Origin of the sequence: Actinopolymorpha cephalotaxi (assembly GCF_013408535.1) — a bacterium.
GTDB lineage: Bacteria > Actinomycetota > Actinomycetes > Propionibacteriales > Actinopolymorphaceae > Actinopolymorpha > Actinopolymorpha cephalotaxi.
In genome coordinates this window covers 6,777,782-6,792,323 of sequence record NZ_JACBZA010000001.1, presented here as the reverse complement: position 1 = coordinate 6,792,323, position 14,542 = coordinate 6,777,782, and the positions used below count along the sequence as shown (strand labels likewise).

At 74.0% G+C, this 14,542-nt stretch carries 14 protein-coding genes; 3 read left to right on the top strand and 11 right to left on the bottom strand.

Annotation, left to right across the window (positions count from 1 at the left end):
- Window positions 1-2: 2 nt before the first annotated feature.
- The 6 genes from FHR37_RS30435 to FHR37_RS30410 all read right to left on the bottom strand — a co-directional run bounded on the left by FHR37_RS30435 (window position 3) and on the right by FHR37_RS30410 (window position 4,698).
- On the bottom strand, window positions 3-839 hold the full coding sequence (locus tag FHR37_RS30435) for an alpha/beta fold hydrolase (RefSeq protein WP_175542677.1): 837 nt from the start codon (window positions 837-839) through the stop codon (window positions 3-5).
- Window positions 836-1,165: a DUF2516 family protein gene (locus FHR37_RS33390; protein WP_202818263.1), complete on the bottom strand. Its 330-nt coding sequence runs from the start codon at window positions 1,163-1,165 to the stop codon at window positions 836-838. Before FHR37_RS33390 ends, FHR37_RS30435 begins: the two co-directional genes overlap by 4 nt.
- Before the next feature lie 303 nt (window positions 1,166-1,468).
- A complete protein-coding gene (locus tag FHR37_RS30425) occupies window positions 1,469-2,230 on the bottom strand; it encodes a hypothetical protein (protein ID WP_092886228.1) in 762 nt (253 codons plus the stop codon).
- A 1-nt stretch (window position 2,231) separates the two neighbouring features.
- Complete coding sequence (locus tag FHR37_RS30420) at window positions 2,232-2,660, bottom strand: helix-turn-helix domain-containing protein (RefSeq protein ID WP_092886226.1); 429 nt, start codon at window positions 2,658-2,660, stop codon at window positions 2,232-2,234.
- Window positions 2,661-2,828: 168 nt separating this feature from the next.
- The gene (locus tag FHR37_RS30415; RefSeq protein ID WP_092886223.1) at window positions 2,829-3,797 is read right to left on the bottom strand and encodes an asparaginase; all 969 of its coding nucleotides are present in this window, start codon (window positions 3,795-3,797) and stop codon (window positions 2,829-2,831) included.
- A 76-nt stretch (window positions 3,798-3,873) separates the two neighbouring features.
- On the bottom strand, window positions 3,874-4,698 hold the full coding sequence (locus tag FHR37_RS30410; protein ID WP_092886221.1) for a BKACE family enzyme: 825 nt from the start codon (window positions 4,696-4,698) through the stop codon (window positions 3,874-3,876).
- 36 nt (window positions 4,699-4,734) lie between these two features.
- On the opposite strand from FHR37_RS30410, the gene dtd reads away from it, so the two are divergent.
- Complete coding sequence (gene dtd, locus FHR37_RS30405) at window positions 4,735-5,160, top strand: D-aminoacyl-tRNA deacylase (protein ID WP_092886219.1); 426 nt, start codon at window positions 4,735-4,737, stop codon at window positions 5,158-5,160.
- 7 nt (window positions 5,161-5,167) lie between these two features.
- Window positions 5,168-6,481 carry an adenylyl-sulfate kinase gene (cysC, locus tag FHR37_RS30400; RefSeq protein WP_092886217.1) on the top strand — a complete coding sequence of 438 codons (1,314 nt, stop codon included), beginning with the start codon at window positions 5,168-5,170 and terminating at the stop codon, window positions 6,479-6,481.
- On the opposite strand, the gene FHR37_RS30395 is transcribed toward cysC, so the two are convergent.
- Complete coding sequence (locus FHR37_RS30395) at window positions 6,456-7,793, bottom strand: Bcr/CflA family multidrug efflux MFS transporter (protein WP_092886215.1); 1,338 nt, start codon at window positions 7,791-7,793, stop codon at window positions 6,456-6,458. The genes cysC and FHR37_RS30395 overlap by 26 nt on opposite strands.
- 79 nt (window positions 7,794-7,872) lie before the next feature.
- The gene (locus FHR37_RS30390; protein ID WP_202818262.1) at window positions 7,873-9,213 is read right to left on the bottom strand and encodes a dipeptidase; all 1,341 of its coding nucleotides are present in this window, start codon (window positions 9,211-9,213) and stop codon (window positions 7,873-7,875) included.
- 134 nt (window positions 9,214-9,347) lie between these two features.
- On the opposite strand from FHR37_RS30390, the gene FHR37_RS30385 reads away from it, so the two are divergent.
- Window positions 9,348-10,259 (top strand): sulfite exporter TauE/SafE family protein, encoded by a 912-nt coding sequence (locus tag FHR37_RS30385; protein WP_092886213.1) that lies wholly within the window; start codon window positions 9,348-9,350, stop codon window positions 10,257-10,259.
- A 123-nt stretch (window positions 10,260-10,382) separates the two neighbouring features.
- On the opposite strand, the gene FHR37_RS30380 is transcribed toward FHR37_RS30385, so the two are convergent.
- From FHR37_RS30380 to FHR37_RS30370, 3 genes are all read right to left on the bottom strand, one after another.
- Window positions 10,383-12,494, bottom strand: coding sequence for a RecQ family ATP-dependent DNA helicase (locus FHR37_RS30380; protein ID WP_092886329.1), 2,112 nt, complete (start codon window positions 12,492-12,494; stop codon window positions 10,383-10,385).
- Window positions 12,495-13,007: 513 nt separating this feature from the next.
- Complete coding sequence (locus FHR37_RS30375) at window positions 13,008-13,412, bottom strand: sterol carrier family protein (RefSeq protein WP_092886211.1); 405 nt, start codon at window positions 13,410-13,412, stop codon at window positions 13,008-13,010.
- Window positions 13,413-13,478: 66 nt separating this feature from the next.
- Complete coding sequence (locus tag FHR37_RS30370; RefSeq protein ID WP_237768967.1) at window positions 13,479-14,255, bottom strand: phosphatase PAP2 family protein; 777 nt, start codon at window positions 14,253-14,255, stop codon at window positions 13,479-13,481.
- Window positions 14,256-14,542 lie beyond the last annotated feature (287 nt).

Below are 14,542 nucleotides of genomic sequence, written 5' to 3'. Positions count from 1 at the left end.
CGCTACGGGAGGTCACCGACAACGCCGGGCCCGTCGACGTCCACCTCGGCATCCACCTCGGCATCCACCTCGGCTGTGCCGTTGAGGAACCCGCTGATCCGCGCACGGGTCCGCGCCCGGTACTCCCAGAGCAGGCCGCCGGGCGGGAACACCACGAGTTCCGCGTTCGGAAGTGCCGCCGCCGTCTCCCGCGCGACGGGTGCCGGATGGGCGTCGTCGCCTTCCTGGCCGACCACCAGGACCGGTGCCGTGCAGTGGGCGAGTACGCCGCGGTCGGCGAGCGGCCGCTGGTCGGCGAACGCCCGCAGCACCCGCGCGAACGCCGGGCCCGCCAGCACCTGTGCGCGGTCCCGGGACCAGGCCACGACGTCGGGACGGTCACGGACTGCAGCGGGCTGGAGGTCCCGCAGCGCCGCGGCCACGGCTTCGACGTCACCACGGTCGGCCTTCTCGGCCGCGGCCCGCATCCGAGCGGCCACCAGTGCGGGGCGAGGGCGGTCCAGGGCGGCCGGCAGCACCAGGACGGCGCATTCGAACCGGTCCGGTGTCGCGGCCAGCAGCTGCAGGATCGCGCCCGCTCCGAGGGAGACGCCGACCGCGCGGGTCGCCCCGGTGCCGTCGGCGACCCCGCGCACGTCGGCGGCCAGGTCGGCGTAGGTGAGGCTCTGCGCAGCGTCGTCCTCGTCGTGGTCGAGGAACGCCCGGGTGCCCCGCACCCCGCTGCCGAACGGCCGGGTCTGCTCGACGGAGCCGCCGAGCCCGGGGGCGAAGACGGTGGTGGGACGGCCCGCGCCGGTCAGGACGTACGGCAGGCGGGCATCGTCGTCCGGGGCGGTCACCAGCCGCCGGAGGATCCGCCGCCCCGGCCACCCCTGCCGCCGCCCACCTCGCGGACGGCAGGCCGGACACCGACGAGGTAGACGGCCGCTGCGACCGTGCCGGCGATGTTCAGCAGGCCGATCGGCGACCCGAACTGCGGGATGAGGTGGATCAGCAGGGCGAGGCCGGTGAGGATCAGCCAGAGCGGCTTGGTCTGCTTGTCGACGGCCGGGAACGCCTGCGCCGGCCGCATCACGGCGTCACCCAGAGCGAACGCCTTCATGACCAACAGGATGAGCCAGAGCGCGATCGTGAGGTAGCCGACGATCGTGGTGGGTGCGTACACACCCCCGAGGGTAACCGCCGGACGCCCCCGGTGGCGGCTGCCGGACCGGGCGCGTCCGACCGAAGGAACGGCACCCCGATCGCGTGACGAGGGGACGCGAGGAGGGCGAAAGGGCCTCGAAGCCCTGGACACCTCAGATGCCCCGGATGCCACAGATGGCCCGGATGCCGCGGATCCCGCTCTGAGCAGGACTCGACCGCGCACGGTCGGCAGGGGCGTGGGCGTACTGAGCACGCGGGTGGTGTCCGCCCCGAGACACCACCCGCGTCCGCCCGCCGGACGGGAGGTTCAGCCGCTACGTGCTCAGCTGCTGGTGGTGCTGTTGGGAGTGGTCGACGACGTGCTGGCCGTGGTCGTCCCCGTCGAGGTGTTGCTGCTCGCCGGGCGGGCCGCACCGGCAGGCGCGGACTTCGACGCGCTGGTCGTGGACTTGCGGCTGTTGGCCGAGCCCGAGGAGTTGGCGCGGCCCTTGCTCGCCGCCGCCCGCTTCCGGGTGGTCGACTTACTCGCGGCGCGCGTCGACTTGGACGCGGACTGCGTGGTCGTACGGCTGGCCGACTTCTTCGCCGACTTCTTGGCCGACTTCTTCGCGGTCGCCGAGGTGCCGGTGGCCTTGGTGGCCGAACGGCTCGCCTTCTTGGCCGCGGTGGTCCGGCCGCCACGCGCGCCGGCGGCGGTGCGCTGGATCGTCCGGCCGTTCTGGCCGCGCAGGTGGCTCACGACGCCCTCACCGCGTTCGATCAGGTCGTCGTAGGCGTCGCCGGCCGACATCCACATCGCCTGCATGGCCGACTGCGCGCGGCCGGAGATGCCCTTGGCCTGCTCGCGAATGTCGCTGGTGGCGCTGCGCAGCACCACGCCCAGGGTGTCGGCGCCCTCTTCGATCCGCACCTGCATGCGGTCGGACACCTCGGCCGGGTCGGTGGTCTCCAGGGAGGAGATCCTGCTGGAGGCCAGCTTGGAGATCTCCCGGATCTTCTCCACCGCCAGGTCGCCGGCACCGGCCAGGACGTAGAGCGGGGTGATGGTCTCGTTCATGTTCTTGTTGCGAGTGGTGCGGGGCATGTCAGTCCTCCTGACGGGCGTGACGTACAGCCCGGTTCTGGGTAGTGCTCTCGCGTTCCGGCTCACTGGTCTCTTCCTCGTCGGCCTCACGGCGAAACGACGAGTAGATGTCGAGCAGGACCCGCTTCTGGCGTACCGAGAGAATTGGGTCGGCGTGAATGGCCATCTCGACCGAAATGTCCTGCTCGCCGTCACCCTCTGTGGGGTCGAGCAGTCCGGCCCGGACGTAGAGAACCTCCGCGGACACCCGCAGCGCCTTGGCAAGCTGCTGGAGCACTTCGGCGGAGGGTTTGCGCACACCGCGCTCGATCTGGCTGAGGTAGGGATTGGACACCCCGGCGAGGTCGGCGAGCTGCCGCAGGGATAGCTCGGCGTTGCGTCGCTGCTCCCGCAGGTAGTCGCCGAGGGGGCCGATGGACCGGACCTTCATGGCTCCCAGTGTGCTTGCAAAAGCTAGCAAGCGCAAACTCACAGCAAATCCGGGTCGCGGACTCCGCGAATCACCGAACGAGCAGCCCTCCGCGGGCGGTCGGCCCGTCAGAAATCCAGTGGTCAGAAACCCGGCTGCTCAGAGCCCGAGCTGCTCAGAACGCGCCGCTCAGAAACCCACGGCGCGGACCTCACCGACCGGGACCCCGCCGCCGGTCTGCACGGCGTACGCCTGCTCCTCCACGACGGCGTTGGTGACGCCCAGCCGGCGCAGCGCCGCGGCCATCACCACCGGGCGTGCCCGCTGACCGCCGTCCTCGATCTTCAGCGCGACCGTACGGCCGTCCGGCAGGGCGACCGCGTAGCAGGCCTCGGCCCCGCTCTTGGCGAACAGTCCCGGCGTCGCACCGATCAGTGCCGCCTCGTCCCGGGTGCTGCCGCTGACGTACGCCGGGTGGGCACGGACCGCGGCCACCAGCCGCCCCTCGGGCGAGTCCTCCGGCGCCAGCGCCATCGCCTGGAACCCCCGGGCCAGCCCGGTGAGGCTGAGCGCGAACAGCGGGGCGCCGCAGCCGTCCACCCCGGTGTGCGCGACCTTCTCCGCCGCCAGGCGTTCCACCGACTCCCGGATCGCCTTCTGCAACGGGTGACCCGGGTCGAGGTAGGTCTGTGTGGGCCAGCCGGCCGCGACACAGGTCGCGAGCATCGCGGCGTGCTTGCCGGAGCAGTTCATGGTCACCCGGGCGGGTTCACCGCCGGCCCGCACGAGCGCGTCCCGGGCGGCCTCGCCGGCCGGCCAGTCGGGCGGGCAGCGCAGGTCGTCCTCGGTGAGCCCGGCGCCGGCCAGGATCCGGCGTACGCCGGCGACGTGGAACTCCTCGCCCGAGTGGCTCGCGGTGGCCAGTGCCAGCAACTCGCCCTCGAGGTCCAGGCCGCTGTGCAGCATGCCGGCCGCCTGCATCGGCTTGTTGGCCGAGCGGGGGTAGATCGGCGACTCCACGTCACCGACGGCGAGCGCGGTCGAACCGTCCGCGTCCAGCACCACCACCGAGCCGTGGTGGCGGCACTCCACGAAGCCGGAGCGGACGACCTCGGCGACCACGGGCAGGTGGGCAGGCTGCGGGGGCTGAGACGACATCAGGGACGACACGAGGCCGCACCCTACCCCCGGCCGGTGAGGACGGGTCCCGCCGCGGCCACCACGGCTGTCGCGTCTACCGCGGCTTGACGTTGAGCAGGTCGCGCGCCTCGCCCGGCGACATCGGCGGCCGCTGGGCCAGCCCGGCGAGCCGGGCCGCCCGGGCGACCAGCTCGTCGTTGTGGCGTACCGGCCGGCCCCGGGCGAAGTTCAGCGTGTCCTCCATGCCGACCCGAAGGTGACCGCCGCAGCTGAGCGCGGCCAGCGCGACCGCGAGCGTCGTCCGGCCGATACCCGTCGCCGACCACGACGTCACCGCCTCCGGCAGCGCCTGGACCGCCGCCACCAGGGTGGCCGCGTCCCCGGGCATCCCGCCGGGGACGCCCATCACCAGGTCCGCGTGCACCCGGCCGCCGTACGGCAGGCCGTAGGTGTCCAGCAGCCGGTGCAGCGCCGCGACGTGGCCGAGGTCGAACAGCTCGAACTCCGGTACGACCTCCCGCTCCTGGGTGAGCTCGTACAGCCGGGTGACGAACGGCCACGGGTTGGTGAACACGTCGTCACCGAAGTTGACCGTGCCCATCGTCAGCGAGCACGAGTCGGGTTCGGCGTCCAGCACCCGCAGCCGGTCCTCGAACGGGTCGGTCACCGCGCCGCCGGTGGACAGCTGGACCACCAGGTCGGTCTCGGCGCGTACGGCCGCGACCGCCGCCCGCAGCCGGCCGACGTCGAGCGTGGGCCGGTGCTCGGCGTCGCGGATGTGCAGGTGGATCATCGCCGCCCCGGCGTCCTGGCAGCGCCGGGCGGTCTCGACCAGCTCCGGCAGCGTGGTCGGCAGGGTCGGACACGCCTCCTTCGTGGTCTCCGCCCCGGTCGGGGCGACCGTGATGAGGGTCGGCATGCACCGCATCCTGGCAGAGCCGGAACAATGGGGGCCATGCGTGCGGTCGTCCAGCGTGTCAGCGAGGCCCGGGTGGTCGTCGACGGCGAGCCCGTGGGCGCGATCGACAAGCCGGGGCTGCTGGTCCTGCTCGGCGCGACCCACACCGACACCCCGGCGCTGGCGGAGAAGCTCGCCGGCAAGATCTGGGGGCTGCGGATCCTGCCCGAGGAGCGGTCCTGCTCCGAGGTCGGCGCCCCGTTGCTGGTGGTCAGCCAGTTCACGCTGTACGCCGACACCCGCAAGGGCCGGCGGCCGTCGTGGTCCCAGGCCGCGCCCGGCGAGGTCGCCGAACCCCTGGTCGAGCACTTCTGCACGGCCCTTCGCGGCCTGGGGGCACACGTGGAGACCGGCCGGTTCGGCGCGCACATGGACGTTTCGCTGGTCAACGACGGGCCGGTCACGCTGGTCATGGAGGTGTGAGCAGTCGATGAGCGAGCCTGATCGCGCCGCTGCCGGTTCCGGAGCCGGTGCCGGCCTGCCGCGATGGGCGCCGTCGCCGCGGGAGTACGACGACCTGGCGCTGGCCCTGGACGGCATCCTCGCCGAGGTCACCGTGGCCGTGCCGGCCGGCGTCGTCCCGGACGGGAACGTCACCGCCGAGCTCACCGCCGCCGAGCTCACCGACCTCGAGGGCACCCCGGTGGCCCGGCTGGACGTCACCGTCGCGGCGGAGACCGCGCCGGGCGCCTGGTCGCTGACCGGGACCGTCGCGCCGCTGCGCCCGCGCGAGGACGGCGTGTTCCGTCACCTGCACCGCAGTCCGGCGCAGGTACGCGAGCTGCTCGGCTCCGTGGACCGGTCCGGTGGGCGAGCCGCGGCGGTCGTCCTCGACGCTCCGCTGGACCAGGCGGCGCTGGACCGGCTGGCCGACGCGGTCGCCGGGTACGACGAGACCGTGCTGCTTCCGCTGGTCGGCGCCGGCTCACCGCGCGGCGTCTCGGCGCACACGCTGGTCCGGGCCACCCTCGCCGCCGCCGACCTGCTGCCCGGGCAGCCGCTGGTCGTTCCCGTACCCCTCGCGGCGCGCACCGACGCGGCGGCCGACGTCGCGCTCCGCGACCTGGTGGCCCGGGCGTACGGCGATCCGGTCCGGCTCGCCGTCGAGCCCACCTCGGGCGGCGGAGACGGCGGATACCCGGCACCGATCGCCGCGGCGCTGGGGTCCTCGTCCCGGGGTACGCCCCAGCGCGGGCTGGTCGTGTTCTTCACCGGCCTGTCCGGCTCGGGCAAGTCGACACTCGCCCGCCGCCTGCACGACCTGGTGCTGGAACGCGGCGACCGTAGGGTCACCCAGCTCGACGGCGACGTCGTACGCCGGATGCTGTCCGCGGGGCTCGGCTTCTCCCGCGCCGACCGCGAGGCGAACATCGCCCGGATCGGGTTCGTGGCCGCCGAGGTGGCCCGGCACGGCGGACTCGCCATCTGCGCACCGATCGCGCCGTACGCCGCGACCCGTGCGGAGGTACGCCGGATGGTGGAGGCCGCCGACGGCACGTTCGTGCTGATCCACGTGTCGACCCCGCTGGCCGAGTGTGAACGCCGGGACCGCAAGGGCCTCTACGCCAAGGCCCGGGCCGGGCTCATCCCCGAGTTCACCGGCATTTCCGACCCCTACGAGCCGCCGGACGACGCCGACCTGGCGATCGACACCAGTGACGTGACCATCGACGACGCCGCGGCGAAGGTCCTCGGCCTCCTCGACGAACGCGGCCTGCTCAGCTCTCCTCCGCCGACGCCGTAGCCGGGCGGGCCGGTCCGGACCGCTCCTCCGGCGCCCGCTCGGACTCCTCGGGCCTGGTGAGGATCACCCGGGCCAGGATCCCGAGCACCACACACCCGGCGACCACCGTCGCCATCGGCAGGGCCGAGCGCACCTGGACCGCGGTGACCAGCGGACCGGCCAGCGCGCCCACCACGAACTGCAGCGTGCCGATCAGCGCCGACGCCGTACCCGCCATCTCCGGGTGCTGGGACAGGCCGAGCGCCATCGCGTTCGGGCCGACCATGCCGAGGCTCGCCACCGCCACGAACAGCGGCAGCAGAACGCCCACCACCCCGCCGAACGACGTCGCGGCGGCGAGGACCAGCAGGACCGCGCCGGCCAGCGACGTGAACTGGCCGATCACCAGCAGCCGGCGCGGGTCGACCCGGCGGACCAGCCTGCCGTTGGCCTGGGAGAAGGCCATCAGCCCGAGGCCGTTCAGGCCGAACAGGACGCCGTAGAACTGCGGGCTGATCCCGAAGACCTCCTGGTAGACGAACGGCGACCCGGAGATGTAGGCGAACATCCCGGCGAACCCGAGCCCGCCGGCCAGCGCGTAGCCGAGGAAGGACCGGTCACGGGCGAGGCGGAGGTAGCTGTGGGCCGCGTCCCGGGCCCCGCCCTGACGGCGGCGCTCGGCCGGGAGGGTCTCCCGCAGCCCGAACACCACACCGAGGAGCAGCACCACCCCGAACGCCGTCAGCACCCCGAACAGCATCCGCCACGAGCCCAGCCGCAGCAGCTGGCCACCCACCACCGGCGCGAGGATGGGCGCCAGGCCGGTGACCAGCAACAGCAGCGAGAACAGCCGGGCGATCTCCCGGCCGGACACCAGGTCACGCACGATCGCCCGGGCGATCACGATCCCCGCGGCTCCGCCGAGCGCCTGCACCACCCGGCCGGCGACCAGCACCTCGATCGTCGGGGCGACGGCACACACCACCGAGGCGACGGCGTAGGTGCCGAGCCCCACCAGCAGCGGCCGCCGCCGGCCCACCGCGTCGGACAGCGGGCCGACCACGGCCTGACCGGCCGCGAGGCCCACCAGGGCGGCGGTCAGCGTGAGCTGCAGCAACGTCTGGCTGGTGTGCAGCTCCCGGGTCATGTGTGGCAGCGCCGGGAGGTAGAGGTCGATGGTCATCGGCCCCAGGGCGGTGAGCCCACCGAGCAGGATGATCAGCGTCGGCGCGATCCGGCGCCGGGTCGCCTCGGGCGGGCGGGCGACCGGCTCACCGGCCGGTCGAGCGGCCGGCCGGCCGGGTGGCTGGGTCGAAGAAGGTGCGGAGGACATTGTCAGGGCAGCATCCGCGGCCGCGCGGTTCTTCCGGATTCCGTAGCAAAGCTCAGTATGCGGACGGCCGCGGCGGTGTTCACGCCCGTACGAGCTTCGTCAGCAGCAGCGCCTCGGCCGCGCACGCCCGGGCGAAGTCGCCGAGGTGCAGGCTCTCGTCCACCCCGTGCGCCCGGCAGTGCGGGTCGGCCGCGCCGGTGACCAGGATGGCGGCCTCGGGGAAGGTTTCGGCGAACTCCGCCACGAACGGGATCGAGCCCCCGATCCCGATGTCCACCGGCTCGCGGTTCCACACCTGCGCGAACGCCGACCTGGCCGCGTCGTAGGCCGGGCCAGACGCCTGCGCGGCGTAGGGCTGGCCCGCGTCGCCCGCAGTCACGTCGACCTCCACACCCCACGGAGCGTGGGTACGAAGGTGCTCGGTCAGCGCCTTCATCGCCCGCGTCGCGTCGTCACCGGGCGCGAGTCGGACGCTGACCTTGGCCCGGGCGACCGGCACCAGGGTGTTGGACGCGTCGGCGACGCGGGGCGCGTCGATGGCCAGCACGGAGGCGGTCGGCCGGGCCCAGATGCGTTCGGCGATGGTTCCCTCGCCGAGCAGGCGTACGCCGGGACGCATCGCGGCCTCGGTCCGGAACCTCTCCTCGGGGTAGTCCACCGCCGGGGCCGGAGCCGTCCCCAGGCCCTCGATGGCGACGTTCCCCTCCTCGTCGTGCAGGGTGGCGAGCAGCCGGCACAGGGCGGTGAGCGCGTCCGGCGCGGCACCGCCGTAGATCCCGGAGTGCACACCGTGGTCGAGGGCGCGCACCTCGACCACGCAGTCGGCGAGGCCGCGCAGGGTGGTGGTGAGCGCGGGGACGCCGACGTCGAAGTTGGCCGAGTCGGCGAGCACGATGACGTCGGCGGCGAGCCGGTCGCGGTACTTCGCGAGGAACGCTCCGAGCGCCGGGGAGCCGATCTCCTCCTCGCCCTCCACGAACACCGTCACCCCGACGGGCGGACGGCCTCCGAAGGCCCGGACGGCGGCGAGGTGCAGGGCGATCCCGGCCTTGTCGTCCGCCGCGCCGCGGCCGTAGAGGCGGCCCTCGCGTTCGGTCGGCTCGAACGGCGGGCTGGTCCACTGCGCCACCTCGCCGGTGGGCTGGACGTCGTGGTGGGCGTACAGCAGCACGGTCGGCTGGCCGGCGGGCGCCGGGAAGCGCGCCACCACCGCGGGCTGGCCGCCCTCGACCTCGAGGATCTCCACGTCCTGGGCGCCCTCGGCGCGGAACAGCTCGGCGGTGAGTTCGGCGGTGCGGCGTACGTCGGAGCGGGCGGCGGGGTCGGCGCTCACGGACGGAATCCGGATCAGCCGCTCCAGGTCGTCCCGGACTGCGGGAAGCACGGCACTAACAGCCTCGGCGGGGTCGATGTTGGTCACGGTGCGCCAGCGTACGCCGCCGCGCCGACGTCCGACGTCTTCCCATCTGGACGAAAGGTGCACGCGCCTACCCCGTTTCCTCTACCGTAGTCCTACCGGGTAGATAGGGAATATGTGAAAGGTGGGCCGCGCGCGTGCGCAAGCTCGTTCTTCTCGCGATCGTCGGGCTGGCCGCCCAGCTCGTCGACGGCAGCCTGGGTATGGCCTACGGCGTCACGTCGACCACGCTCCTGCTCGCCACCGGGGTGGCGCCGGCCGCAGCGTCGGCGACCGTGCACCTCGCCGAGATCGGCACCACGCTGGCCTCGGGCGCCTCGCACTGGAGGTTCGGCAACGTCGACTGGAAGGTCGTCGGCCGGATCGCGATCCCCGGAGCGATCGGCTCCTTCGCGGGCGCGACCTTCCTCAGCTCGCTGTCCACCGACTCCGCCGCGCCGGTCATGTCCGGCATCCTGCTGGCGCTCGGCATCTACATCCTGATCCGGTTCACCGCCTGGGGCACCCCGCGCGGGCAGCTCGGCAAGCCGGTGCGAAAGAGGTTCCTGGCGCCGCTCGGCATCTTCGCCGGCTTCGTCGACTCCACCGGTGGCGGTGGATGGGGACCGGTCGCCACCCCCGCCCTCCTCGCCAGTGGCCGGATGGAGCCGCGCCGGGTGGTCGGCTCGGTCGACACCAGCGAGTTCGTGGTCTCCGTGGCGGCGAGCCTGGGCTTCCTCCTCGCACTCGGCTCCGCGGGCATCCCGTTCGGCGCGGTCGCCGCGCTGCTGGTCGGCGGCCTGGTCGCGGCACCGATCGCCGCCTGGCTGGTCCGGCACCTGCCCGGCCGTATCCTCGGCTCGCTGGTCGGCGGCGTCATCGTGCTGACCAACGTCCGCACCATCCTGAAGTCGGACCTGGTGGACGCGGCCGCCGGCACGCGCACCGTGGCCTACGTGATCATCGCGGTGCTGTGGGCGGGTGCCGTCGCGTGGTCGCTCCGGGCCCACCGAGCCGAGAAGGCCGAGCTCGACGCGGAGGCCGAGGAGTCGGCGCCGGTCGCGGCCTGAGCGCCGAGGAGCCCGCGCTCGTCGGCGGCTGAGCACGTACCTGTGGGTGAGCCCCGGTCCTTCCTGGACCGGGGCTTCACTCTTGGCGCGGGCGGTCTCGTCGGCGCCGAGTCCCGACGCCGGTCAGCCGGCGACGGCGAGCGCGAACGGCAGCACCTCCCCCGCTCCGGCGCGCCGCAGCGCCCGGGCCGCCACCGTCATCGTCCACCGCGAGTCCACCAGGTCGTCCACGAGCAGCACCGGCGGCGGCTCGCCGATGTCCCGGGTCATCGCCGCCAGTCGCTCGCGTACTTCCGTACCGGCGTCGAGGCGGTCCCACACCCCGGCCAGCCGGAACGCGCTGTTGCCACCCGGCTCGCCGATCGGCCCGCCGTGGACCGGCTCCATCGCACCCAGCAGCGGCAGCCGGCCGATCCGGGCGAGCCCCTCCGCGACCGAACCGACCAGGCGCGGCCGCGCACGCGAGGTCAGCGCCACCACCGCCACCGGCCTCCGCTCCCAGCCCCAGGTGCGGAGCACGTCGACGCAGGCGTTCAGCACGGCCTCCGGTGCCGGCGCGTCCTCCGCGCCGGGTGCCAGCAGCGTTCGTAGCCGCTGCCCCCAGCCGAGGTCGGTGAGCCTGGCCACCGCGCGGCCGGTCTCCGCGCGCTCGGCCGCGGCGATCCGTCCGCGCACCGGAACGCCGAGCCGGACCATCCCGCTCGGCCACATCGCACGCGGCTCGATCGGGACGCCCACCTGGGCCAGCCGGCCCGCGGCCGCCTCCTGGGCGGGAGCCGGCACGTCCGAGGAGTACCACTCACCGGCGCACCGGTCGCAGCGACCGCAGTCGGTGGCACTGGGGTCGTCCAGCGCGCGCTGGAGGTAGGCCATCCGGCAGCCGTCGTGCTTCTCGAACTCGAGCATCGCCCTGGCCTCGGCGTCCCGGACACCGGCCACCCGGGAGTATCGCTCGGCGTCGTAGACCCACGGCCGGCCGGTCGCCTCCCACCCACCGGACACGCGACGGACCGCGCCCTCGACGTCGAGCACCTTCAACAGCAGCTCCAGCCGGGTGCGGCGGACGTCGACGACGACCTCCAGCGCGGCGGTGGACAGCGCCTTGCCGGCCTCGGCGAGTGCGGCGAGCACGGCGTCGGCCTGGTCCTGGCGCGGCATCGACGCGGTGGCGAAGTAACGCCAGATGTCGACGTCCTCGACCCCCGGGAGCAGCAGGACGTCGGCACGTTCGGTGGCCCGGCCGGCACGGCCGATCTGCTGGTAGTAGGCGATCGGGGACGACGGGGCGCCGACGTGCACGATGAAACCGAGGTCGGGCTTGTCGAACCCCATCCCCAGCGCAGAGGTCGCGACCAGCGCCTTGACCTCGTTGCCGCGCAGCGCCTCCTCGGCCGACCGGCGTTCGGCGTCGTCGGTGCGGCCGGTGTAGGCGAGCACGGCATGGCCCGCGTCCCGCAGCAACGCGGCGATGTCGTCGGCCGCCGCGACGGTGAGGGTGTAGATGATGCCGCTGCCCGGCAGCTCCTCGAGGTGGGCGAGCAGCCAGGCGAGACGCTGCTGCGCGGTGGGCAGGCGGAGTACGCCGAGCCGCAGACTGTCGCGCGCGAGCGGGCCCCGCAGGGTGAGCACGTCGCCCCCGCCGAGTTGTTCGGCCACGTCGGCGACCACCCTGGCGTTGGCGGTCGCGGTGGTGCCGAGGACCGGGGTGTCGGCGGGCAGCTGAGCCAGCAGGTCTCGGATGCGGCGGTAGTCGGGGCGGAAGTCGTGGCCCCAGTCGGAGACGCAGTGGGCCTCGTCGACGACCAGCAGACCGGTGCGCTCGGCGAGCTCGGGCAGCTGCTCGACGCGGAACCGGGGGTTGTTGAGCCGCTCCGGGCTGACCAGCAGGACGTCGACCTCGTCCTCGCCCAGCGCCTTCACCACGTCGGACCACTCGTCGGCGTTGGCGGAGTTGATCGTCACCGCCCGGATCCCCGCCCGCTCGGCCGCGGCCACCTGGTCGCGCATCAGGGCGAGCAGCGGCGACACGATGAGCGTGGGACCCGCGCCCTGGGCACGCCGCAGCGCGGTGGCCACGAAGTAGACGGCCGACTTGCCCCAGCCGGTGCGCTGGACGACGAGTGCCCGCCGGCGCCGGGCGACCAGCGCCTCGATCGCCTCCCACTGGCCCTCGCGGAACGCGGCGTCGTCCCGCCCGACCAGCCGTCGCAGGTGGGCGTCGGCCTCCGCCCGCAGGTCGGCCGGCGGGGAGACGGCCCGCTCGGCCCGCTCGGCCGGGTCGGGCCGGGCGGCCGGTCGAGTGCCCGGCGGGCGGGCCTGGGCCGCGGCCTGGTCCCAGTCGTCGGGAGGAGCCGAATCGCCCGGGTCCCAGTCGTCGGGCGGAGGCTCGCGCAGGGCCCAGTCCGGCGGCGGGTCACTCCGCGCGGCCGACGGGTCGTTGGGCTGGTGGGCTGTCACCTGGCCGACGCTAGTGGACCGCGCCGACAGCCGGCACCGCGCGCTCGGCCGGGGACCGGAGACACGAGTTCGGGCATGCGCCAAGGCATGCGCCAAGGCCAAAGGTGAGGCGCTGAACCCCGCCCGAATCCGGGCATGAAGAAGCCCCCGCGTCGGGGGGTATCGCGAGGGCTTCTTCAGATGGCTTCGGACCACCGGCGATCAGACGGGATGGATCCCGGTTCGGTTCCATCCGGTCGCAAATTTCCACGACTTTTTCTCCCCAGCTGGCACGTGCCGTACAACCGCAGGTCAGCGGGCTCCATCACCCGGCGGGAGGAGTGGGAGGAGCGGGAGGTAGGCGGACAGGTCGGTGCGCTCCCCGCTCGCGGCCAGCGTTCCCGACTCCCGAGCCGTCGTCCAGGTCATCCGGTCGGCGGCGAGGAGTACCCAGGTCAGTGGGTCGGTCTCCACGACACCGGGGGGCGTGCCGCGAGTGTGGCGGGGGCCGGGGACGCACTGGATCGCGGCGTACGGCGGAACGCGTACCTCCACCGAACGCCCCGGCGCCCGCGCCAGCAGCAGCGCGAGGGAGTGCCGCACCAGCAGTCGCAGGTCTTCGGCCGGTGGGGGTTCCCCCGCCTCGTGGGCCCGCAGGACGCGGGCGAGCGCGGCGGCCACGTCGGTCGGGTCGGCGGGACGCAGTCGTGCGGGCACCGGGTGAGCTTAGGGTGTGGCGCGCCGCCTCGCGAGGTCCACCCGCGTCACCTCGCGCCAACCCGGTCAGCCGCGGCCACGCGAGCGGCTGCCGTCCGTACGGTCGGAGCCGGTGGACGTCCGGGACACCGGCCGGGCCGGACCCCGCACGACCTGCGCCCGCGGCCCGACGGCTTTCGGCGTACCCCCGACCGCCGCGCCGCCCGCGACCAGCAACACGCCGACCAGGGGAAGAACCCGCATGCGCCGTACCACCGGCACCAGCGGGCCGGCGAGCACCAGACCGAGAAGCAGTGCCACGCCGCCGCCGAGCACCAGGCCCGCGGCCACGTCGTGCGGGTAGTGCACGCCGAGGTAGACCCGGGTGGCCCCGAGCTGGAGCGCGAGCGGAACGACCAGCCACGCCAGCCGGCGCCAGGCCAGCACGAGCGCGACGGCGGCCGCGGCCGCGATCGTCGCGTGGTTGCTCGGGAACGACCAGTCGCCGGTCGCCGGGCAGGGCGCCAGCGTGACGACTCCGGCGACCGCGCGGCAGGGGCGTTCCTCACGCAGGAAGGACTTGACGACCTCGCTGACGGCGTACGCCACGACCGTGACGACCGGCGCCAGCACGGCGAGGGCGACACCGCGGGGGTCACCGCGCCGGGACCGCCACCACGCGAACACGAACAGCAGCACGAACGCCGCCAGCCCGGCGTCGGTGGCGGCCTCGGCGACCCGGGACAGCCAGCCCGGCGCGGTCGCGGCGAACTCCGTCACCTGGCGGTACCACCCGGCGTCCACCCCCGGCGTCATTACCGGGCTGTCCGCGACCACCGCCACCTGCGCACCCACGAGGCTCATGTGTTCCCCACTCCTCCGCGGGTTCGTCCCGGGTTGGTCCGGGGTCGTCCGGGGTCGTCCGAAGGCATGCCCGCTCCCCCTCGGCGACGCTGCTCAGGCACACCCGTCACGTACCCGGCACCGCCGGCCGGGATCCGCCCGGAATAAGGGGCGGACCGGCCGGGATGGGAGCAACCGGACCAGATGCCCGTCACTCACGACGGGTCGACGCGGCACCCTCGAACGAGAGTCGCGGGGGTACGCCCGCGCCGGTTCCGACCGTAGGCCGCCGACACCGGACCGGGCGT

Bases quoted from the DNA above. Each gene is read 5' to 3' on its own strand.
- cysC (WP_092886217.1), top strand. From the start codon at position 5,168: ATGAGCGAGCCTGATCGCGCCGCTGCCGGTTCCGGAGCCGGTGCCGGC.
- FHR37_RS30395 (WP_092886215.1), bottom strand. From the start codon at position 7,793: ATGTCCTCCGCACCTTCTTCGACCCAGCCACCCGGCCGGCCGGCCGCT.
- FHR37_RS30415 (WP_092886223.1), bottom strand. From the start codon at position 3,797: ATGTCGTCTCAGCCCCCGCAGCCTGCCCACCTGCCCGTGGTCGCCGAG.
- FHR37_RS30420 (WP_092886226.1), bottom strand. From the start codon at position 2,660: ATGAAGGTCCGGTCCATCGGCCCCCTCGGCGACTACCTGCGGGAGCAG.
- FHR37_RS30425 (WP_092886228.1), bottom strand. From the start codon at position 2,230: ATGCCCCGCACCACTCGCAACAAGAACATGAACGAGACCATCACCCCG.
- dtd (WP_092886219.1), top strand. From the start codon at position 4,735: ATGCGTGCGGTCGTCCAGCGTGTCAGCGAGGCCCGGGTGGTCGTCGAC.
- FHR37_RS30410 (WP_092886221.1), bottom strand. From the start codon at position 4,698: ATGCCGACCCTCATCACGGTCGCCCCGACCGGGGCGGAGACCACGAAG.
- FHR37_RS30370 (WP_237768967.1), bottom strand. From the start codon at position 14,255: ATGAGCCTCGTGGGTGCGCAGGTGGCGGTGGTCGCGGACAGCCCGGTA.